Source organism: Balneola sp. (assembly GCA_003712055.1).
Classification (GTDB): domain Bacteria; phylum Bacteroidota; class Rhodothermia; order Balneolales; family Balneolaceae; genus RHLJ01.
Genome location: RHLJ01000007.1, coordinates 227118 through 246632, shown reverse-complemented (window position 1 = coordinate 246632; position 19515 = coordinate 227118). Strand labels below are relative to the sequence as shown.

The following is a 19515-nucleotide window of genomic DNA, read 5'->3' as shown; positions in this document are numbered from 1 at the left end:
CAAAATGATAAAAAGAATATCTTTAGGCATTGCTATGCTCACGATTCTGTGCATTCCAACACAGGCACAATCTTATACCGATGTGGTATGGACTCAAATCCAAAATGCTTATGATAATATCTCCGATAGAGGTTATTCAGTAAAAAATTACATCATTGGGACTATCAATGAGGGTTCAGATAATGACTGGACATTCTACCTCGATTCTTCAAAAGAATATGTATTCCAGGGATTTTGTGATGAGGATTGTGAAGACTTAGATCTTTACCTGTATGATTCGGAGGGTAATGAAATGGACTCTGATATAGAGGAAGATGATTACCCGGTTGTATACCTCGATTCCGAACGATCCGGACGATACAAAGTTTCTGTTACGATGTATTCTTGCTCTGTTGAGCCTTGCTATTTCGGCTTAGCGGTATTCCAGAAGTAATTAGGCACTTTTGTTTTAAGGTCATCCTGAGCATACCTGCGAAGGATCTAATCAACTATTCGTTTAGATTCTTCGGCAGTAGTCCTCCTTCCAAAGTAGTCGTACGAAAGATAGGCCTCAGAATGAAAAATACATTACTTCGGAATTAAGTCACAGAACCAGAATCCCATCTTATTAGGGTCTGATTCATTTGAAAGCCTGCAATCATTATTATCGGGATCAGGATTTTTATATCTCTTGAGTACTTTTTCGCCAATCTCAAATGAAACCGGGGTTTCAAAAATAGGCCCATCAAATACAAAACTGTGGAATTCTCCGTATTCGCCACATGGGTCTACTCCGTCCGGGAGATCTTTTACGAACTCCTTGTCAATAATTCGACCGACAAATTCTTCACCTAGTATTTGATCCTTTACGCAAACCGTAATCGCTTTAAAGCCCAGGTCGATAAATTCGCTCACTAGTTCCTGAGTATCTCTCTTCCATAATGGAAATACCGCATTAAATCCAATTTTATTCAACTCATTCACCCGATAATCTTTTAAGTCTTCTAAAAAGATATCTCCAAAAATAGAATGCGTGAAGCCTTCAGCTTTATACCCATTCATTGTCTCCGACATTGCTGAGTTATACTCATCCATAGAAGGCATTTCCGGTAACTGAAGAGCAAACAAAGGGATCTTGAGTGACCGGGCTTGGCCCTCAATTAGTTCTTGTCTTACCCCATGCATAGCCAAACGACTATTACCCCCATTCACCGTACTCAATAACGATTCAATGGAATAGGTAGGATCCCTAAGAATATGAAATAGAGCGAGGGAACTGTCCTTTCCCCCGCTCCAATTAAATACCGATTTATGAATCATTTTATCCCAAGTTTTATCAATTCAATAGCTTTCGCTTTATGAGAGATTCTCTTTGGGAGATTGAATATCTCGGGGTGAAATAATGAAGCCAGTACTTCAATGCCATCTACTAAAGTGCCAGCAGAAGACTGAGTAAATAAATCAAAATCTACCAGGTATACTTCACCGTTTCTGACTGCCGAAACCTGATCCCAGCCTTTCTTGTTAACAAGGATATCGATTTCTTCAGCTGCCCTTTCAATATTGAACCCACATGGAGCAATTACCAGGACTTCAGGATCGTATTTAGCAATTCGCTCCCATTCCATTCGAATGCTATCGCTAGATGGGTTAGAAAGCATATCTACTCCGCCTGCATATCCAATTTGATGAGGAATCCAATGACCACAATTATAAATCGGATCAATCCACTCCAATAGCGAAACTCTTCTGGGAAGTGTTTTATGCTTACGAAGTGTATCAATGATTAAATCAATACGCTGTTGAAGGCCTCCTAAATACTGATAAGCAACTTCTTCTTGTCCTACTGCCTTGGCAATAGTAAGTGCATTGTCAAATACATCATGTAAGGATTGTGGAGTAAGAGAAATCAACTCAGGTTGTTTAGGAAGTTTGGCTACAGCCCTCGACGTACATTCTGTATCAATTTGGCACACATCACATACATCCTGGGTAAAAATTACATCAGGAGCAATTTCTTGTATTAGCTCTTCATCCACATAATAGAGGCTCTTTCCACTTGCTTTGCTGGCAGAAAAGATCTTATCAATCTCTATACTCGAATAGTTCTTTCCTTCCAGAACACATCGAACTACCGGTGGCTTTTCGCTCAAAGCCTGCTCAGGGCACTCGAATGTGATGCCCTCAAGCATACCATCTAGCTTCATATCATACATCATTTGAGTAGCTGCGGGAAGAAAAGAACATACCTTCATGACTATTGAGTTATAGTTTTGGGTTGAAGAGACCGAAACTTATAGGAAGCCCATTCAAACGAACCAAAAAGAACCACTCCATAAATCAAAGAACCTCCAAGAAATCTAATCTCATAAGGAATAGCCGCAACCAGGCAAGCCCAAAAACCTGCCAATGTTTGGGGATAAATAGTACTTCCAATCCAAACTCCGATATCTGTTACTATCCAATGAATAAATACGATGAGTAATGAAGATCCAATAAATCGAAGAACGCTTTTATTGGGGTGCAACCATTTGCCAACCAAAACCATAAGGGCGAAAGCTCCATACACCCAAATAAATCCATCATAGAAAAACTTCCATTCTCCGAAAAAAATAAATCGATTCATGAAAATATCGCTGATCCATATAGTAAGAAGTGGAAAGGCATACCCTTTCCAGCTCTTGAAATACACTCCTCCGAATAATGCCATAGCGCCAAGAGGTGAAAAATTACTTAGGATTGATACTTCACCTGATGATGAAATAAAAAACCTCCATGCTCCTGTTATCAAAATAAAGAGGAGCAATACTACAAATCTGGTATCTATTTTTAATTTTCCCATAATTATGCGATTAGAGTTTGAACCGAAGGCCAATTTTTGCATTTCTGCCCCAGGTTGCAAAACCGTAGGTTTCATTGTATTCGGTGTCAAAAATATTATTTAAATCTCCGACTATGGTTAATTGATTGGGAAGTATTGCATACGATACTTGAAGATTTGCTAACACATAGGCATCAAGTGTTACTTCATTCCCTGTTGAAAAATCGGTATCAGGTCGTTCCCCTACCACATCTACCAATGCATTGATGGTAAGATCGTCGATAGGCTGTACAGAAACCTGCATATTGAATCGGTGTTCAGGTCTACGAATAAGAGACTTTGTTTTTGAAGTATTCCCATTTCCATCATCATTGATAGTTTCACCCTTCAGGTACTGGTAGCCAGTAGACAAAGAAATTCCATCTGAAACAATTGCTTCCGCATCTATTTCGATACCCCAGAAATTTTGCTCGTTCAGGTTGAAATAGCTCCCAGATAAAAAATCCGAAGCAAACTGGAAAACAATAACATCATCTATACTTCGACGGAAGCCTTGCACTTTTACAAGCACTGTATTATCCAAAGCCCGGGTTTCTATACCACCTTCTAGAGAAAAGCTTTTTTGAGGATCTAAATCTGGATTTCCACCATAATTGCCTGGACTAAACAGCTCAGTTAACGTAGGTGCTTTGAATCCGGAGCTTACAGAAGCCAGTATTTTTATCTCCTCGGTGGCTTGAAAAGAAGGCGAGAAACTGAATGTAGAGTTATTCCCATACTCAGTGTGACTATTTAAGCGGTAGCCTATTTCTGCACTAAAACCGTTTATGTTATTAGCATAAAATGTCAGGTAAGGGCTGATAATATCCGCAGATTCTTCTACACCATTCGTACTGGCAGGTAATTGGTTATTCTGGTAGTTGAATCCTCCAAGAACACTAAATTGATCGCTGATAGTACCCGATGAATAAACATCTACATCATGAAAACGCCCTTCTGTATTAAAGGGGTCAAAACCGCTTATAAATTCACGTTGCGTTCTTGTGTATTGATAGGAGCCATTCACACGAACTCTATCCAAAGAATATCCAAACTGTACTCCAGGTACAAAACTCTTCAATTCAAAAGTATTATCCGGGGCATCAGTAAAAGCTGCTGCGTCATATTCACCATCATAGAAACTATAGTTTAGAAAGGGTTGAATAGAAAGGCCTTCTAATGGATTAACTATTAATCTGGTAGATATCGCATCCTGTGAAAACCCATCGTCATCAAACCCCGTTGCTCCCTCTGGCTCTTCTGCTTCTGAAGTACCATCAGAAGAAGCATGAGTATAGCTTACTGAATACCCAAGCATTTCATTGAGACTACCACGGAGAGCAATATCACTATTAAAACTATTATAGGTCCCATAAGAAAGACCTGCACTAAGATTTACGGTTTCCAGGCTCTCTTTTTTAGTAATGATATTGATTACACCTGCAATAGCATCAGTACCATAAAGTGTAGACTGACTGCCCTTTACTATTTCGATTTGTTCAATATTCCCAAGTGGAAAAAGTCGTGGATCATATGCTCCACCACTTCCAGAAGGATCATTAACAGGAACCCCGTCAATAAGTATTAGAGTGTATTGACCAGTAGCGCCTTGCAAATAAACTCCTTTTGCAGCAGTAGGATTACTTCCCGCACCGTTTACAACAATTCCACTCTGCTGGTGCAAGAGTTGTGCAAGATCAGCTCCCTGGAAGCGTTCGATTTCAGTTCTACTTATTATAGTAACTGATTTAGTTGTCTCCCTTGCTAATTGAGGGATCTTGGAAGCTGTAACAACTATTCTGTTCAAATCTAGTGCGTCAGCGACTTGTTTTTGAGCTTTTAAAGGGGTGCTCAATAAAACCCCTATTGTAAGTAATGTTATGATTTTGCTCATGGTTTTAAATTATGTGTTAACCGATGAGCTTTCGATAAAAAAGTGTGGAAACGATGGGGCTGCCGGTTCCTAGAGCCAGCAATCGAACCATTCCCGGCCCTTCCTCCGAAAGCCTGAATTCTGAAATACAAATAGGCAGGTCTTCTGGCTCACTCTTCATCAACGGCCTTCCCATCTCGACTACTGTCGGGACAGTGGCAATGTCAGGTTGATGATTTTCTGAGTTTACAGCTACGGGGATAGCTCCGGATTTACACCGGATTCCCTATTATTTTTTCTGTAAAGAAAAAACCTATTGCACGCCAATGATATAGGAATTTGCCGGGGATGTCAATCCAGAAATGCTGTTCTACTTTAGCTCAAACATTTTACCAGCTTTTTGAACTACTATGCCTTTCATTTCAAGCTGGAGTAGATTCACTAATAATTGGCTTACATGCTCGGAAAGGGTATCTGCAAGAACATCGATTTGAAGAGCTCCTTTTTCCAGAGTTTCGCAGATTTTCTTATCCAGTTCACTCAAATCTTCTTTTCTCCATTGAGCTATTGGTTTGGGGGATGGCTTAGTTTCACCTTTCTTTTTTTGAGCTACAGGAAGTTCATCCAGAATATCATGTATTGATTGTACCAACTTAGCAGCTCCTGTTTTGATTAAATAATTACATCCCGTTCCAGAAGCATTGTCCAAAGTGTGCGGTATGGTAAATACTTCCCGGTTTTGATCGAGCGCTAAATCAGCAGTAATCATACTACCTCCCTGAATACCTGATTCAACTACTAAAACTCCCAGACTCAATCCGCTCACTATTCTATTTCGAATCGGAAAATTTCCAGGTTCTGGTTTAGCTCCCGGAGAATACTCTGTAATTACGGCTCCACCATTTTTTACGATTTGATTTGCTAAATCTGCGTTGCTACGCGGATATAGATTATCTATGCCCGACCCAAGAACAGCTACTGTTGATGCATTGGCTTCAAGAGCAGCTTTATGTGCAATACTATCTATTCCTTCAGCCAATCCGCTATAGATGCATAATCCCTCCTCACCAAGCTCTTTGGAAAGCTTTTCGGCCATTTTTCTACCATACAAAGTAGTATTCCGAGTTCCTATTACACCAATACCTGGCTTTGAAAGTGCGTTGGCATCACCTTGTATCCAAAACAAAACAGGTGGGTCATAAATCTGTTTAAGTAACTCAGGGTACTCCGGATCAAGTAGCGTAATTATCCTGGATCTGGTTTTTTTGGTGTCCTTTAGTATAGAATCTACTTCATCCCATTTATTAAATGATAAAATGGACAAAGCGGATGCTTCACCGATCCCTTCGACCTGACGAAGTTCTTGTTTGGTCAAAGAAAAGATAGAGCCCGGATCTTTGACGGTTTGAACGAGTTGTTTTACTCGCTTCGGGCCAAGCCCATTTATTAAATTTAGAGCGAGTAATGTTCTAAGATTCTGAATTGAGTTCTTTTGCATATTGTATGAGTCCCCAAAGAGTTTCCCTTAGTTCATCAATACCATGACCAGTAGCCGACGAAATGTGAATAACGTGAATTTCCTCATCAATTTGCAACTCTTCTTCTAACTTAAATCCTTGTTTTAAATCCATCTTTGTTATTGCTAACACAGAGGGTTTATCAAGTAGATCAGGACGATAAGATCTAAGTTCATTTCGTAGTGCCTCGTACTCATACTCAATATCTGTTTCAGCACTTACCATAAACAGAAGCACATTATTGCGCTCAATATGACGCAGGAATTGAATTCCAAGTCCTTTTCCCTGGTGAGCTTCTTCAATTATCCCTGGGATATCAGCCATTACAAAACTTCGATAATCAGAAAAAGTGACTACTCCCAGGTTCGGTTCAAGAGTGGTGAAAGGATAGTCTGCAATCTTAGGTCTTGCCTCAGAAAGTGCAGAAAGCAGTGTGCTCTTACCCGCATTTGGAAAACCCACCAACCCTACATCAGCAATGAGCTTTAACTCTAATTCAACAACCCGTTCTTCTCCGGGCTTTCCTTCTTGGGCAAACTGGGGAGTTTGGTTAGTGGAGCTTCGAAAGTGCCAGTTGCCTAGGCCTCCTTTTCCACCTTCAGCTATTACCAGCTTTTGTTCATCCTCAGTTATTTCCCCTAATCGTTCTCTGGAATCTGCATCAAACGCTACCGTTCCGAGAGGTACCTCCAGGATAATGTCTTCTCCATCAGCGCCGGTTTTACGGCTTTTAGCCCCATGTATTCCGGCCTTCGCTTTGATATATTTTTTATATCTCAAATCCAGGATGGTATTAAGCTGAGCATTTCCTTTTAGAACGATGTTACCACCTCTACCACCATCTCCACCATCCGGACCTCCTTTTGGAACAAACTTCTCTCTTCTAAAATGGGCAGACCCATCTCCGCCTTTTCCGGCCGTAACATAAATCTTAGCGTAGTCTGCGAATCTCATTGTCTTGGTTATTGGGCATTAGTTATTGGTTAATGGTTATTGGGATATCAGTAACCATTAACCAATAACTATTAACGTTCTGAAACTTCTGGAGAGTGAAGAATTACTTCTTATTGAGAACGAGTTTCAAAAGCTTCGTCAGCTTCGATTTCATTTGTGTTCTTGGAACAATAAAATCTAAGAATCCATGCTCAAGTAAATACTCTGCTGTTTGGAAACCTTCTGGAAGATCTCGTCCAATTGTCTGTCGAACTACTCTAGGTCCCGCAAAAGCGATAAGTGCACCTGGTTCAGCAACATTGAAATCACCAAGCATAGCATAACTTGCAGTTACTCCACCAGTGGTTGGGTTAGTTAAATAAGATATGAATGGAATACCTTCTTCATCTAGTTGAGCAAGTTTAGCGGATGTCTTTGCCATCTGCATTAAGCTTAATACACTTTCCATCATTCGGGCTCCACCCGTTTGGGAAATGATAATGAGAGGAATTTTCTTCTCGCGGGCTTCATCAATAGCGATACCTAGTCGCTCGCCTACTACCGAACCCATGCTGCCTCCGATAAATCCAAAGTCCATACATCCCACAACCAGGTCAACTCCATTCATTTTACCAACAGCTACACGAGCAGCATCGCTTAGACCGGTTTTTTTTTGCGAATCTTCCAGTCTATCAGTGTACTTCTTACGATCAGCAAATGTGAGCGGGTCCGTGGGGAGTACATCGTTGCCGATTTCTTCAAACTTTCCTTTATCAAAAATGATGTCGAAATACTCTTTACTTCCAACTCTAAAATGATAGCCACTGAGCGGGTCAACGAATAAATTGTCTTCCAGCTCTCTTCGATGAATGGTTTCCCCTGTAGTAGGTACCTTTACCCAAACGCCTTCCGGCATTTCCTTTTTTTCAGAGGTTTGAATGTTATCGTCTTTTCTTTTAAACCAGGACATAGACTCCATTTTGAAAATTTCGTCAAAAATAAAGATTCTTCGAATCAATTAGGAATCTGAATACCTACTTTAAAGAACACTAAATAAGGGAATGATGAATACAGAACAACTTGTAAACGACTGGTTTGAGAAGTGGAACACAGGAGATTATATGAATCTCCCTGTAACTGCAGACTTTCAACATACCAGCCCATTTGGAACTATTAAAGGGAGAGATGCCTATCTGGAATTGGTTAAACAAAATGAGGATAAATTTCTAGGTTACCGATTTCAAATCCACGATCAGATATGTTCCGAACATTCAGGGTGTGTGCGATATACTGCAACTCAGGGAGAGGATTTTAAATTAGATGTGAGCGAGTGGTATTATATTAAAGATGGCCTTATCAAAGAAATCATTGCCTACTACCATATTGGCGAAATCCGGGAAGAGAGAGAGTTGGAATAAAGAATGAACAAGTTGAATGTTGAACAATTGAACACAGAACTTCGAAGTTCAATGTTCCTTGTTCAATGTTCAAAAACTAGTTGTACTTCTTTGGCATTAAACGAACAATTTTGCCTAACACTATTTACTGATCGCTATTATTAACCTGACTGGAGGTAACGTAATTAGGATCCAAGGCCTCTGGTGTCACCTTTTTGCAGTACTTTTTAAAATTCGGAAGCTGGTACAATTTTAGAAGGGAATTAGCAGAAACAGACCGTTCATCATAGATTTGGCTTTCATCAATTAGGCCTTCGGTTAATCGCAAGGTACCCGTCCCTACAATGACATCATCTGAAGAGATATTTTTTTCAAACTCTAATAGCTCAATAACTTTCGCCTCTCCCCTGGAAATCAACCGGCCTTTCTCTAAATCAAATGCCTGATGATATACATGAATGCGTCGGGCATCAATAATTCCATGAATCGTATGTCCTTCAGTACCTTCGGGACTGATTGCAAAAGAAGCTAAAGTGTCACAAGCAAAAAGAGGTACATCCAATCCAAACAAGAGTCCTTTAATTGCACTGGCACCAATCCGCAGGCCTGTATAAGATCCTGGACCATTGCTCACAAGAACTACATCAACCTCTTCCATTGTAAAGTTATGCTCTTCCATAAAACCCTGTGTGAACAAAAACACATTATCGGAATGGACTCCCCTCCCCTGTGTTCTGCGTTCATAGATTCTTCCCGTTCTGTCCTGGAAAGACACCGAGCAAACATTGGTAGATGTTTCGTAAGCGAGGATCATTGATTTCCTACAGTACTAGCGTCATCCTGAGGATACTTCCGAAGGATCAGCTGATTCTTCGCTGAAGCTCAGAATGACTTTTTTAATCATTTCAATGTATTGATAACCAATACGCCTTTATTAAAAATTCCAACTGCCCGGCCAACAAGTTTATTATCCAGATAAGGTGAATTTTTTGATTTGGAGTGCACATTCTCTTTAGTGAAGGTCCATTCTTCATCGGTATTGAAGAAAGTAAGATTAGCAGTAACCCCTTCTTCTATTTTTAGCTGGGGAAGGTTAAGGATCTCCCGTGGATTATCACTCAGCTTCTCAACCATCTGTTGAAGATTAAGCTTCTTGGTTTGAAGTAACTTCATATTTGAAACAGCCCATGCGGTTTCAAGACCAATAATTCCGTTTGGAGCGTAAATAAACTCTACTTCCTTTTCCTCAATAGCATGAGGGGCGTGATCGGTACAAATTACATCAATAGTTCCATCAACTAAACCTTCAATCATAGCATCTACGTCTTCTTGAGTTCGAAGTGGTGGGTGCATTTTGAAATTAGTATCGAACTTCTGGCGGTCGATTTCTTCATCTGTAAGATCGAAATGATGCGGGCAAACCTCGGTGGTCACTTTAATACCTTTGGCTTTTCCCTTCCTTACCAAATCAACCCCTTCTTTGGTACTGATATGTGCTACGTGTACATGACCACCAGTATATTCTGCTAATAGAATATCACGTGCGATCATTACTTCTTCAGCAATCCCCGGTGTGCCTTCCAGTCCTAATCTCGTTGATACTTTCCCTTCATTCATATGCCCCGGTCGGGAAAGTGCCAGATCTTCCTCATGATTTATAATGGGCACTCCCAGCATAGAGGAGTATTCCAAAGCCACACGCATTACCTGTGAATCATAAACCGGATCACCATCATCACTAAATGCAACTGCGCCCCCTTCTTTCATATCTCCCATCTCAGCGATGGATTTCCCAGCGCGATCTTTAGTCACACAACCAATTGGGTGTACATCTACTGCAGTTTCCTCTGCTTTTTTGATAATGAATTCCACTACATCTCGGGTATGGGTAGCAGGATTGGTATTAGGCATGCAAGCTACCGCTGTGAAACCTCCAAAAGCAGCGGCATCAGTTCCTGTTTTTATTGTCTCTTTATGCTCATAACCCGGCTCTCTTAAATGAACATGCATATCCATCCAACCAGGGCTTACATAGACCCCTTTAAAATCATGACTTTCTTCTCCTTTCCCGGCTTTCAGTCCTGTTCCAATTTCTTTAATTATCCCTTCTTCTATTCTTAGATCAACTGTTTCTTCCCCGGATTGAGTGGAAGTTACAGGGCGCAGGTTTTTAAGGAGCATGACTAAACTTTTTTAGGATTTTCAAAACATGCCAAATATAGGGCTTTCAAAGAACTGAAATAGGAGCTTTTATAGTCAATGTTTCTGATAAGATGATGTGTCCACTTCAGTGCGAGGGAATGAATCCCTTCGCTGGCGAACCTGAATTTTTTCTCACCAGTTTCTTTATTTCTGAAGAATAGCTTTCAGTTTTGTGATGTTTTTCCTGATTAAAAATATATGCTCTTACTCTTTTTATTTCGTTCTGACTCACAGAAAAAACACCATATCCTTGTTGCCAGGCAAAACCTTCTTTCCAGTTATATCTCTCGTTCAACCACTTCGAAGACCCTCCCTTTATAAAACTCATAACTTCTGCTACATTTTGAGTTGTTTTCAGTTTTATTAAAAGATGAATGTGATCTTTTACACCATTCACTACATCTACATAAATACCATGCTTTCTGCTTTGTTTTTTAACCCATTGACATAGCTCTCCGCGAATTCCCCAGCTAAGAAAAGGAATTCGGTCTTTTGTACTAAAAACTACATGTATCCAAATTGAATTATATGTTTTTGGCATTGCCAAGATATTAGTTAAGTAAGCAAGCGAAGGGATTCATTCCTTCGCTATATGGATTAGACCATACCCAATAAAACTCCTTACAGTATTCCTAAAAATTATTTCAGTTTATTGTCCCACTTAAGACCTCTCAATTGTTATTCTATAAATAAATATTTCAACATCATGATCTCCCGAGACTTCATCACTTTTTTTACCGAGCTGGAAAAGAATAATAACAAAGCATGGTTTGATGCCCACCGAAAGGAATATGAGCAACATGTAAGAGCTCCGTTTATAGAACTAGTTGAATCAGTGATTCCAGGTTTATTAGAAATTGAGGCTGATATCCTCCCGGACGCAAAAAAATCACTATTTCGTATAAATCGTGACATCCGCTTCTCTAAAAATAAAACTCCTTATAACCTAATGATGAAATCCGGCCTTTCTCCGGGAGGAAAAAAGTCAGAACGACCCGGTTTTTACCTGGGCATTGGAGCTGATAAGGTTCATATGGGTGGAGGGGTTTATCAATTAGATAAAACAGCCCTTAGAAATGTCCGGACGTTAATAGCCTCAAACACCGATGAATTTCTTTCCATCCTGGAAAATAAGGAGTTTACATCCCGGTTTGGTGAAGTTAAGGGAGAACAAAACAAACGTATTGATCCTGAATTCAATCCGGTGATAGAACAAACCCCGCTCATCCTCAACAAACAATTCTACGCTATGGCAACTTTGCCAACTTCTGAGTTTATTAAAGTACCTAACCAGGCTGAAGTACTTCTCGAGTACTATAGAGCTGTTCAGCCATTACATACATTTTTAACGAATGCTTTTACATGAAAAAATACATGCTCATTTTTCGGGGGCAGGAAGGGGTTGATACCTCAGATGAAGCACTAAGAGATCGGATACAGAAACACATTAATTGGATTGAAAAATTAGGCGATCAACACATTGACTCTCAACGGTTGGATGATCAGGGAGCTCATATTATTGATCATGAAACAGTAAATACTGATGGCGCTTTTATAGAGGCTAAGGAAATAATCCTGGGCTATACTATTATTGCCGCCAGAGATCTTGATGAAGCCATCTTTATGGCTAAAACCTGTCCTCTTCTCAACTGTTTTGAGATTATGGTTCGCCCGGTGGTCTAGATCTTCTTGGAGACTTTACCAATACATAATCTCCTGTAAATACCGCATAGGTTTTTCCATCATCCTCAATCACAGCATCTAAAGAAATACTAGCCTTTCCATCTTTCTCATAAGCTTTGAGAAACTTCCTTACTTCTTTTTTAGAAGGGATGACTATTCTGGCAGAGAAATCTCTGGTAATAGGCCGCTGATAGGTAGTTTGGGCTTTACTCCCAACAATTAACGGGAGTGGTTCAAAATGATCAGTAAGTAAGCGAATATAGGTCCAGCCCGCAGTTAGGAATAAACTATCTACACTGCCTCCAAAAGCTGATCGCATGTGGTTCACATTTAACTCAATTGGAGCTCTTAACTTTACTTCATTCGTAGACAGGCTTTGCACTTCAATTCCCATATTCCGGGTCATTGGAATATTATCGTGCAGATAATCTTGGACTTCTTGTTTGCTTAGACTCAATGAATTGGTGGTAAAATCAGGTTCGTTCGGATCTTTAAATTCTTCGCTATCCATTTCGGTATTGAAAACATAAGAAGAATAATTCAGGATTAAATTTAAATGTTCACTGGTAACCAATACTTCTTTTGGTACCTGGATTCCCTCCACTTCTTTATACTGCTTTATGTAGTAATTCACTACCGCATTTCTCCCACGCCAAAAGTAGTAGCTCTGTTTTATGAAAGGCCGATAATCATCCTGGGAGATGTAATAAAGTTCTTCTTTATTTGGGAATCCCTCTACACGTACTAACCAAACTTCTTCATCAGCAATCACCACTGATCCTTCAAATTTCAGTTCTAATCCTTTTTTTTCATAATCAACAAGATTGTTTTCATAAAGGAAGGAATTCGTAGCAACCATCTTCTCTACAGCATCAAAATTGGAATACCCTGAGATTACTTCTGTGGGATCGTCCACCCATCCTTTTCTTCCATAGCGCGAAACCGTGTGAATGGTTGAGTCTACCAAAAAGGTAATCTTAGCCATATCCGGGTTGCTAAGCTTGCAAACAAAACTGTGGTCAACGTCATGAGGAAAACTCCAGTTCCCCTCGACAAACATTGTATTAACCGATTCCCATTTTTCTTTACCACCCAGCGCTTCTGAGGTTCTCTCATAGATCATTTCCAGTTCCTGGGAAAAGCCAGCAACCGAGAAAAAAATGAATCCGAATATGCAAACCAGTTTTCGTATCATTGCGAGAGATTTCAATAAAAAAACCAATACTAAAATAAATCTCTTACGCAGCTAAAAAGCAATAATGGCCGACCAACTTCCTTTTCTTTTTGATATTCCTTCGGTTACCGAGCTTACGGGAAAGATTAAATCGCTTTTAGAACAGAACTTCGTTGACATTTTAGTTGAGGGAGAAGCGAGTAATGTGAAGCAGAGCGCCAATGGCCACATCTACTTTACTCTAAAAGATTCTGGGGCTCAACTTCCTTGTGTAATTTGGAGAAATACGGTTCAACGATCAGGAATACAGCTAGCTGATGGGCAGCAAATTGTAGTTGGCGGAGATGTACAGGTTTATGCTCCTCATGGGCGCTACCAATTAATTGTAAGCCTTGTTCAGCAGGCAGGAATTGGAAAACTTCAACAAGCCTTCGAAGAACTTAAGGCAAAACTCAAAGCAGAGGGCTTGTTTGATGAAATCCATAAGAAACCTCTTCCCAAATTCCCTGCTACTATTGGGGTTGTAACCTCAAAAACTACTGCTGCTTTTCAGGATATTCGTTCTACACTTGAAAAACGTTGGCCTCTGGCGACAGTGAAACTTTATCACGCCAGTGTACAGGGAATCAATGCCGCTCCCGAAATAGTGAAAGGCATCAATTATTTCTCGGAGCAAAAAAATGTGGATTTGGTCATTATCGGTCGTGGAGGAGGATCTTTAGAAGATTTATGGCCATTTAATGAAGAAGCCGTAGCTAGAGCTGTGTTCAATTGCAAAGTGCCTATCATTAGCGGAGTAGGTCACGAGGTAGATTTTTCCATTAGCGATTTTGTAGCAGATGTAAGAGCTGCTACCCCAACTCAGGCAGCAGTTTTAGCTACTCCCGATATTAATGAAACCCGATTCTACGTAGAGGATTTATTCAGAAAACTTGAATTGAATACAAAAGGGGCAGTCGAATATTATAAAGAGAGGGTATTAAATTTAGCCCGGTCTCATGCCCTTCTTGCTGTTCAACAGAAAATGAATACCGCCCAAAGTTCAATCTCAAATTTCAAGGGAAGATTAGACTTACTATCAGCTTCCATACTTCAGAAAAAGCGAAGTACCTGGTCTGAGCTAGCTCATCGATTAGACAAACAAGATCCCAATGAGCCACTAAAAAAAGGCTATTCTCGTATATGGCAGGGTGGAAAATGGATAAAAACAAAAAATAAATTCGAAGAGGGAACGGAGTTTGAAATCCAGTGGTTAGACGGTTCGAATAAGTCAAAATAAGTTGTAAATGGTTTTAAAAATCATTGGCACTCATTGATTTGTTCATTTTCTAAATCATAATTTAGAATCATTCTAAATAACCAAACCAACAATGCCTCTAAGAGCCTTCGCATATTTATTTTGCGCTAAAAGTCATGTTTTTGCCCTTCGGTCAAGTTGCTATGATTTTCAATGCTCTACCCTTTCTACCTACAGGGGCGAAGATCTTAGCTATTTTTTCAAAAGTCTTTTTGAACGTAGCTGATGCCAATTTCCTTACCGATTAGATTGAGCAATCAGTAATCGAAAGCTCACCTAATTTATCGCGACCTTTTTTTGGGCAATTAATCAGGGTCATATCTAAGGAAAATCTTTACTCAGAAGTAAACACCTAATGAAGCTTACTTCTCAAAAGGAGTAATCCGAAAATCCTCAACAGAGTAGGAACTCACTAAAAAAAATCAAAAAAATGAAAATCTCTAATTTAGAACAACTACTAAGCTCAAAGCTTCACATAACAATACTGACTGCAGTATTTACATTTGGAATGATCTCCTATACAGGAGCATCAGTAACCGAACTTTCTGACCCAACTCCAGCTACTGTTAAAGTAGACGATATTAGCGTTAACGAAGTAGAAGCCGCACAAATCGCATGGGGTGAGGGAATCGTAAAAATCGGAAAAGTATTTATGGATAAAGGCGATTACAAGCAAGCTGCAATCGACCACATCAATAAGTTCTACAACTACCAAGAGGGTGAGGTTCTTTTCAAGCCTACTCTAGCTGCTGAAAAGCAATTCCGATTGGATTTTGAAGGAGCTCTATCTTACTTCGTAGGTGGTAACAAAAAGTATGCTGAAGATGGCGGATTCGCTATCAAGCCATGGACTAACGTTCGTTGGGAAAACATCGGTACCAAAATCGATGGTAATATGGCTGTAGCAATGGGTAACTACTATTTCACTCCTGCTGATGGAAGCGCAGATGTGAAAGTTGAATACTCTTTCGCTTACACAAAAGATGCTAATGGAAACTTAAAAATTGTTCTCCATTCTTCTCACATACCTTTTCAGGGTTAATTAAATTATAAAGGCGCTTGATTGTATCAAGCGCCTTTTTTTCCTTTTAAAAAAACAGATATAAATGAAGTTTCGAGTTATTGCAGTAGCACTTATTACACTTATTTCGGGAACCCAACTATTTGCTCAAGAAAAAAAGCTTACAACCTATACAGACATCCGGCTTGCTTACTTTGGAAATACAGACGAAGCAACGGGACTAGGACATGGAATGAATCAAGAATCAGCAGATTTTTTCGGTGTTCGACTAAGATCAGGAATCACATATCGTTTTAATGAAAACCATTCTTTTACTGCCCGACTTGCTACTCAATTAAGAGATGATACAGATGAAATTAAATTTACAATTAAAGCAGATGGAGGCGGGATAGCACCAGGTAGTATTTCATTTGATGAGGCTTACTATCAATTCCGAAATGAGAATTCGACTCTTAAAATTGGTCGTTTTCAGGAAAGTGTGAATGTATCCAGCAACGCCGGAAGAAGCAGTTTTCGATTTCAAAGTAATGTAATCTTCATCCATTGGTCTGATGGTATTTTCTATCAAAGAAATTTAAAAAATGGGTGGCTTGGAGAGTTCATAGGAGAATACCAACCAAAAGACGCAGTAACATTTGCATATCGCTCCGGGATGGATTTCGCAGAAAATGATCATAATTTTACCTCTTATTTGGGGCTAGAGAATAGAGAAAGAGACAACATGAATTTCATTCAAAAAGGATTCGGTTTCTTCTATGCTCCGGCAAGTTTTACCAAGAATGGAACTGACTATGACGATTTTATCGGGATTATGTCTCGAGCAGTTTACGACCTTCCAGGTATTGATCTATTACAAGGCGGATCATTTAGAGTGGCAGGAGAGTTAAGCCAGAACTTAAATGCAGACTTAAGTGAAGGCACAAGCGCCATTATTTCTGCAGGAGTTAATCGATTCGCTAACAAGCATGAACTTATGGTAGAATTTTCCCGCACTGATCGCTTTTGGTTAACAGCTTCTACTTATAATCCCAGTACAGATGAAATTGAAATTCGCTGGAGATATAGAGCTACTAATAAACTCTGGTTTGATGCTCGATGGCGTGCTCGTGTAAATGACGACGATACCATACCGTATGCTTACAGTACATTTATCAGAGCCAACTACACGTTATAATTTAGTTCATCAAGGTTACTGCAACTGCTTGGCGTAACTGCCAAGCACTTTTAATTCTTCCGCTTCATTTTGAAGCTCATTGATAGCTAATTCAGTATTGGGATTAGCAAGATTTGCTTCAATATCCACATAGAACGAATACCGAAACGGCTCATTAATTCGTGGGCGGGATTCAAGCTTACAAATATTGATCCCTCGTTTATGAAGCACATTCAGGCACTCTACCAGAGATCCTTCCTTATGTGAAGTAACCATAATGAGTGAGGTTTTGGCAGGAATCTGTGGATCAACTACCACTTTTTCTTTCGCTGCGATGATGAACCGTGTGTAGTTCTCTTTCTGATTGGCTATGTCATGAGCAATTACCTGTAATCCATAATGATCGGCAGCATGAGCTCCGGCAATCGCTGCTTGAGAAATGTCCCCATCTTCAAGCACTTTCTTGGCAGAAATGGCTGTATCCAAATATGATTCTACCGTACAGCGAGGAAGTTTTGTAAGGAAATTGGTGCATTGCTCAATAGCTTTTGGATGGGAAAGAATTCTCCGAATTTTTGAAACCTCTACTTGCTCAACAGCCAACAAACAGTGCACAACCTTTATAATCTCTTCTCCGATTATATGCACATTCGGATCTGCAATGATATCATAAGTATCATTAATCGATCCGGCAGTAGTGTTTTCTATGGGTAACACTGCATAATCCACATGCCCCTCTTTTACTGCTTTTGCTGCTTCCTGGAAAGTATCGTAGCCATAGGAATCAACATGATCAAAACGCTCACTGAAATGCCTAATAGCCGCCAGGTGGCTATATGCACCATCTGTTCCCTGGTAACTCACTCTGATGTGATTTCCATTACTTTCGTTTTGATGATCTACCAGGGAATGAGTTTGAAATCTTACGGAATTGGTAATGATTTCCCTGAAAAGATGTTCTGCATAATATCTGTCCAGACCTACTTCGGTGGCCAGGTCACGGATTTTATTGAGAAGCTTCTCTTCCCTTTCCATATCCCGGATACCTGCATTATTCTCCAGTTTATAAGAAGAAACTTCTTTTACTAATCCCTGTCGCTCAGCAAGTGCTTTCAATATAGAGCGATCTATATCATCAAGTCGCTTCCTTATGGACTCTAAATCTTCTTTCATAGTTAAAAAAACATCGTGAATGAGTGTGAAGCCGAAGGTAGTAAGAATACAAAGAAGTTTAGGAATAAATTTATCTCAATGCCTACCAAGGCCTTTTGAAAAGGGTTCAATTTATTGTATGCATAAGCCACAAAAACACGGAAGCACTAATTTCTTTGTGCTTTTGTGTTTTGGTGGTGAAACCTCCCTATAACATCAAATTCTTTGCTTTATTCATTGGATATATTTCTATTGAATTCACATTATCTTCATATAGAACGAAGAACTTTTGTCGATAAAAAAATCAATTAATCATCACTGTTACTATGAATATTATTTTATCTGTGCTGATGCTTCTTTTTGTAAGTAATACAGCCATTTCTAATAACGAGGTACCTGTTTCTTCTAACGACAAAGTAGAAATCACAATTGAAGGAACAGATCAAATGAAGTTCAACCTTTCCGAAATTAAAGTGAAAGAAGGAGACACCATTGTTCTTACTCTAAAACATGTTGGACAACTCCCTAAAGCAGCTATGGGCCATAACTGGGTTCTACTGGCACAAGGAACTGATGTAGCTACTTATGCTACTAAAGCAATTAGAGCAAGAGACACTGAGTACATCCCTGAAGGTGACGAAGCAATCGCATATACATCTTTGATTGGTGGTGGTGAAGAAACTACCATCGAATTTACAGCACCTGCTGCCGGAGAGTATACCTTCATTTGCAGCTTCCCCGGACACTATGCATTAATGCAGGGAAAGCTTATTGTTGAATAAATAAGAATATCCTTATTTCTCTTAAAGGGAATAGGTCGTACCTGTTCCCTTTTTTATTTTCAGGAAAAAATAGTCATGAATTCATACATCTTCGTTTACGGCCTGCTCAAGTCCACATATGAGAATGAACCAGCAAAGTTCATTCGTAAGAATTGCTCTTTGTTAGGAGAAGGTTATTTCCCCGGACAACTAATTGATATAGGAAGTTATCCGGGTGCTCTTTATGAAGAAGATTCAGAGATGAATGTTTATGGAGAGGTTTATAAAATCGAGAAAAATGAAGCGGAACTGGTTGCATATCTGGATCATTTCGAAGGAGTTGGAAAACAGTTTGAGCAACCCAACGAGTATGTTCGTGAAGTCATCCCTGTTCAAATGGGTGATACCGAATTAAAGGCTTCCTGCTACCTGTACAACTGGTCGATTAAGGGAAAAACAGTTGTTGAAAGTGGTCGATACGAGAATAAGGATGGAACGAGATAGTTAATGGTT

At 39.7% G+C, this 19515-nt stretch carries 21 protein-coding genes and 1 riboswitch; of the genes, 9 read left to right on the top strand and 12 right to left on the bottom strand.

Annotated elements, in window-relative coordinates:
• Positions 1-4 precede the first annotated feature (4 nt).
• The gene (locus ED557_15670) at positions 5-433 is read left to right on the top strand and encodes a hypothetical protein (protein ID RNC79509.1); all 429 of its coding nucleotides are present in this window, start codon (positions 5-7) and stop codon (positions 431-433) included.
• A gap of 134 nt (positions 434-567) precedes the next feature.
• On the opposite strand, the gene ED557_15665 is transcribed toward ED557_15670, so the two are convergent.
• From ED557_15665 to ED557_15635, 7 genes are all read right to left on the bottom strand, one after another.
• Positions 568-1299 (bottom strand): diphthine--ammonia ligase, encoded by a 732-nt coding sequence (locus ED557_15665; protein ID RNC79508.1) that lies wholly within the window; start codon positions 1297-1299, stop codon positions 568-570.
• A complete protein-coding gene (locus ED557_15660) occupies positions 1296-2234 on the bottom strand; it encodes an ABC transporter substrate-binding protein (protein RNC79507.1) in 939 nt (312 codons plus the stop codon). Before ED557_15660 ends, ED557_15665 begins: the two co-directional genes overlap by 4 nt.
• 2 nt (positions 2235-2236) lie before the next feature.
• Positions 2237-2821 (bottom strand): hypothetical protein, encoded by a 585-nt coding sequence (locus tag ED557_15655; protein RNC79506.1) that lies wholly within the window; start codon positions 2819-2821, stop codon positions 2237-2239.
• A 10-nt stretch (positions 2822-2831) separates the two neighbouring features.
• On the bottom strand, positions 2832-4733 hold the full coding sequence (locus ED557_15650; GenBank protein RNC79505.1) for a TonB-dependent receptor: 1902 nt from the start codon (positions 4731-4733) through the stop codon (positions 2832-2834).
• A 116-nt stretch (positions 4734-4849) separates the two neighbouring features.
• A riboswitch (cobalamin riboswitch) is annotated at positions 4850-5044 on the bottom strand.
• 38 nt (positions 5045-5082) lie between these two features.
• Entirely contained in the window at positions 5083-6210 is a 1128-nt protein-coding gene (gene dprA / locus ED557_15645; protein RNC79504.1) for a DNA-protecting protein DprA, read from the bottom strand.
• Positions 6182-7183, bottom strand: a complete 1002-nt coding sequence (gene obgE / locus ED557_15640; protein ID RNC79503.1) for a GTPase ObgE — start codon at positions 7181-7183, stop codon at positions 6182-6184. Before obgE ends, dprA begins: the two co-directional genes overlap by 29 nt.
• 103 nt (positions 7184-7286) lie before the next feature.
• Positions 7287-8132: an acetyl-CoA carboxylase carboxyltransferase subunit beta gene (locus ED557_15635; protein ID RNC79524.1), complete on the bottom strand. Its 846-nt coding sequence runs from the start codon at positions 8130-8132 to the stop codon at positions 7287-7289.
• A gap of 91 nt (positions 8133-8223) precedes the next feature.
• On the opposite strand from ED557_15635, the gene ED557_15630 reads away from it, so the two are divergent.
• Positions 8224-8580 carry a nuclear transport factor 2 family protein gene (locus tag ED557_15630; GenBank protein RNC79502.1) on the top strand — a complete coding sequence of 119 codons (357 nt, stop codon included), beginning with the start codon at positions 8224-8226 and terminating at the stop codon, positions 8578-8580.
• A 124-nt stretch (positions 8581-8704) separates the two neighbouring features.
• Here the strand turns inward: ED557_15630 and tsaB are convergent, their stop codons facing one another.
• The 3 genes from tsaB to tnpA all read right to left on the bottom strand — a co-directional run bounded on the left by tsaB (position 8705) and on the right by tnpA (position 11302).
• Positions 8705-9373: a tRNA (adenosine(37)-N6)-threonylcarbamoyltransferase complex dimerization subunit type 1 TsaB gene (gene tsaB, locus ED557_15625; GenBank protein ID RNC79501.1), complete on the bottom strand. Its 669-nt coding sequence runs from the start codon at positions 9371-9373 to the stop codon at positions 8705-8707.
• 86 nt (positions 9374-9459) lie between these two features.
• On the bottom strand, positions 9460-10740 hold the full coding sequence (locus ED557_15620) for a dihydroorotase (GenBank protein RNC79500.1): 1281 nt from the start codon (positions 10738-10740) through the stop codon (positions 9460-9462).
• A 106-nt stretch (positions 10741-10846) separates the two neighbouring features.
• The gene (tnpA, locus tag ED557_15615; protein ID RNC79499.1) at positions 10847-11302 is read right to left on the bottom strand and encodes an IS200/IS605 family transposase; all 456 of its coding nucleotides are present in this window, start codon (positions 11300-11302) and stop codon (positions 10847-10849) included.
• A 165-nt stretch (positions 11303-11467) separates the two neighbouring features.
• Here tnpA and ED557_15610 point away from each other — a divergent pair, with 165 nt between their 5' ends.
• Complete coding sequence (locus ED557_15610) at positions 11468-12127, top strand: DUF2461 domain-containing protein (protein RNC79498.1); 660 nt, start codon at positions 11468-11470, stop codon at positions 12125-12127.
• Positions 12124-12444: a hypothetical protein gene (locus ED557_15605; GenBank protein ID RNC79497.1), complete on the top strand. Its 321-nt coding sequence runs from the start codon at positions 12124-12126 to the stop codon at positions 12442-12444. Before ED557_15610 ends, ED557_15605 begins: the two co-directional genes overlap by 4 nt.
• Here the strand turns inward: ED557_15605 and ED557_15600 are convergent.
• Positions 12422-13639 carry a hypothetical protein gene (locus ED557_15600; GenBank protein ID RNC79496.1) on the bottom strand — a complete coding sequence of 406 codons (1218 nt, stop codon included), beginning with the start codon at positions 13637-13639 and terminating at the stop codon, positions 12422-12424. The genes ED557_15605 and ED557_15600 overlap by 23 nt on opposite strands.
• A gap of 64 nt (positions 13640-13703) precedes the next feature.
• Between ED557_15600 and xseA the strand changes: the two genes are divergently transcribed.
• The 3 genes from xseA to ED557_15585 all read left to right on the top strand — a co-directional run bounded on the left by xseA (position 13704) and on the right by ED557_15585 (position 17110).
• Positions 13704-14897, top strand: coding sequence for an exodeoxyribonuclease VII large subunit (gene xseA / locus ED557_15595; protein ID RNC79495.1), 1194 nt, complete (start codon positions 13704-13706; stop codon positions 14895-14897).
• 448 nt (positions 14898-15345) lie between these two features.
• Positions 15346-15957: a phosphoribosyl-AMP cyclohydrolase gene (locus tag ED557_15590; GenBank protein RNC79494.1), complete on the top strand. Its 612-nt coding sequence runs from the start codon at positions 15346-15348 to the stop codon at positions 15955-15957.
• Between the two features lie 64 nt (positions 15958-16021).
• Entirely contained in the window at positions 16022-17110 is a 1089-nt protein-coding gene (locus tag ED557_15585; protein ID RNC79493.1) for a hypothetical protein, read from the top strand.
• Positions 17111-17125: 15 nt separating this feature from the next.
• Here ED557_15585 and pheA read toward each other — a convergent pair whose 3' ends face one another.
• Positions 17126-18262 (bottom strand): prephenate dehydratase, encoded by a 1137-nt coding sequence (gene pheA / locus ED557_15580; protein ID RNC79492.1) that lies wholly within the window; start codon positions 18260-18262, stop codon positions 17126-17128.
• A 305-nt stretch (positions 18263-18567) separates the two neighbouring features.
• Here pheA and azu point away from each other — a divergent pair, with 305 nt between their 5' ends.
• Complete coding sequence (gene azu, locus ED557_15575) at positions 18568-19023, top strand: azurin (GenBank protein RNC79491.1); 456 nt, start codon at positions 18568-18570, stop codon at positions 19021-19023.
• Positions 19024-19098: 75 nt separating this feature from the next.
• Positions 19099-19506 (top strand): gamma-glutamylcyclotransferase, encoded by a 408-nt coding sequence (locus ED557_15570; GenBank protein ID RNC79490.1) that lies wholly within the window; start codon positions 19099-19101, stop codon positions 19504-19506.
• Positions 19507-19515: the final 9 nt, after the last annotated feature.

What these genes read in the sequence shown, in the direction of transcription:
- ED557_15570 (RNC79490.1), top strand. Translation starts at nt 19,099, where the DNA reads ATGAATTCATACATCTTCGTTTACGGCCTGCTCAAGTCCACATATGAG.
- ED557_15650 (RNC79505.1), bottom strand. Translation starts at nt 4,733, where the DNA reads ATGAGCAAAATCATAACATTACTTACAATAGGGGTTTTATTGAGCACC.
- ED557_15590 (RNC79494.1), top strand. Translation starts at nt 15,346, where the DNA reads ATGAAAATCTCTAATTTAGAACAACTACTAAGCTCAAAGCTTCACATA.
- pheA (RNC79492.1), bottom strand. Translation starts at nt 18,262, where the DNA reads ATGAAAGAAGATTTAGAGTCCATAAGGAAGCGACTTGATGATATAGAT.
- ED557_15600 (RNC79496.1), bottom strand. Translation starts at nt 13,639, where the DNA reads ATGATACGAAAACTGGTTTGCATATTCGGATTCATTTTTTTCTCGGTT.
- azu (RNC79491.1), top strand. Translation starts at nt 18,568, where the DNA reads ATGAATATTATTTTATCTGTGCTGATGCTTCTTTTTGTAAGTAATACA.
- ED557_15630 (RNC79502.1), top strand. Translation starts at nt 8,224, where the DNA reads ATGATGAATACAGAACAACTTGTAAACGACTGGTTTGAGAAGTGGAAC.
- ED557_15620 (RNC79500.1), bottom strand. Translation starts at nt 10,740, where the DNA reads ATGCTCCTTAAAAACCTGCGCCCTGTAACTTCCACTCAATCCGGGGAA.
- dprA (RNC79504.1), bottom strand. Translation starts at nt 6,210, where the DNA reads ATGCAAAAGAACTCAATTCAGAATCTTAGAACATTACTCGCTCTAAAT.
- ED557_15660 (RNC79507.1), bottom strand. Translation starts at nt 2,234, where the DNA reads ATGAAGGTATGTTCTTTTCTTCCCGCAGCTACTCAAATGATGTATGAT.
- tnpA (RNC79499.1), bottom strand. Translation starts at nt 11,302, where the DNA reads ATGCCAAAAACATATAATTCAATTTGGATACATGTAGTTTTTAGTACA.
- xseA (RNC79495.1), top strand. Translation starts at nt 13,704, where the DNA reads ATGGCCGACCAACTTCCTTTTCTTTTTGATATTCCTTCGGTTACCGAG.
- ED557_15665 (RNC79508.1), bottom strand. Translation starts at nt 1,299, where the DNA reads ATGATTCATAAATCGGTATTTAATTGGAGCGGGGGAAAGGACAGTTCC.
- ED557_15605 (RNC79497.1), top strand. Translation starts at nt 12,124, where the DNA reads ATGAAAAAATACATGCTCATTTTTCGGGGGCAGGAAGGGGTTGATACC.
- ED557_15610 (RNC79498.1), top strand. Translation starts at nt 11,468, where the DNA reads ATGATCTCCCGAGACTTCATCACTTTTTTTACCGAGCTGGAAAAGAAT.
- ED557_15670 (RNC79509.1), top strand. Translation starts at nt 5, where the DNA reads ATGATAAAAAGAATATCTTTAGGCATTGCTATGCTCACGATTCTGTGC.
- ED557_15585 (RNC79493.1), top strand. Translation starts at nt 16,022, where the DNA reads ATGAAGTTTCGAGTTATTGCAGTAGCACTTATTACACTTATTTCGGGA.
- ED557_15655 (RNC79506.1), bottom strand. Translation starts at nt 2,821, where the DNA reads ATGGGAAAATTAAAAATAGATACCAGATTTGTAGTATTGCTCCTCTTT.
- tsaB (RNC79501.1), bottom strand. Translation starts at nt 9,373, where the DNA reads ATGATCCTCGCTTACGAAACATCTACCAATGTTTGCTCGGTGTCTTTC.
- obgE (RNC79503.1), bottom strand. Translation starts at nt 7,183, where the DNA reads ATGAGATTCGCAGACTACGCTAAGATTTATGTTACGGCCGGAAAAGGC.
- ED557_15635 (RNC79524.1), bottom strand. Translation starts at nt 8,132, where the DNA reads ATGTCCTGGTTTAAAAGAAAAGACGATAACATTCAAACCTCTGAAAAA.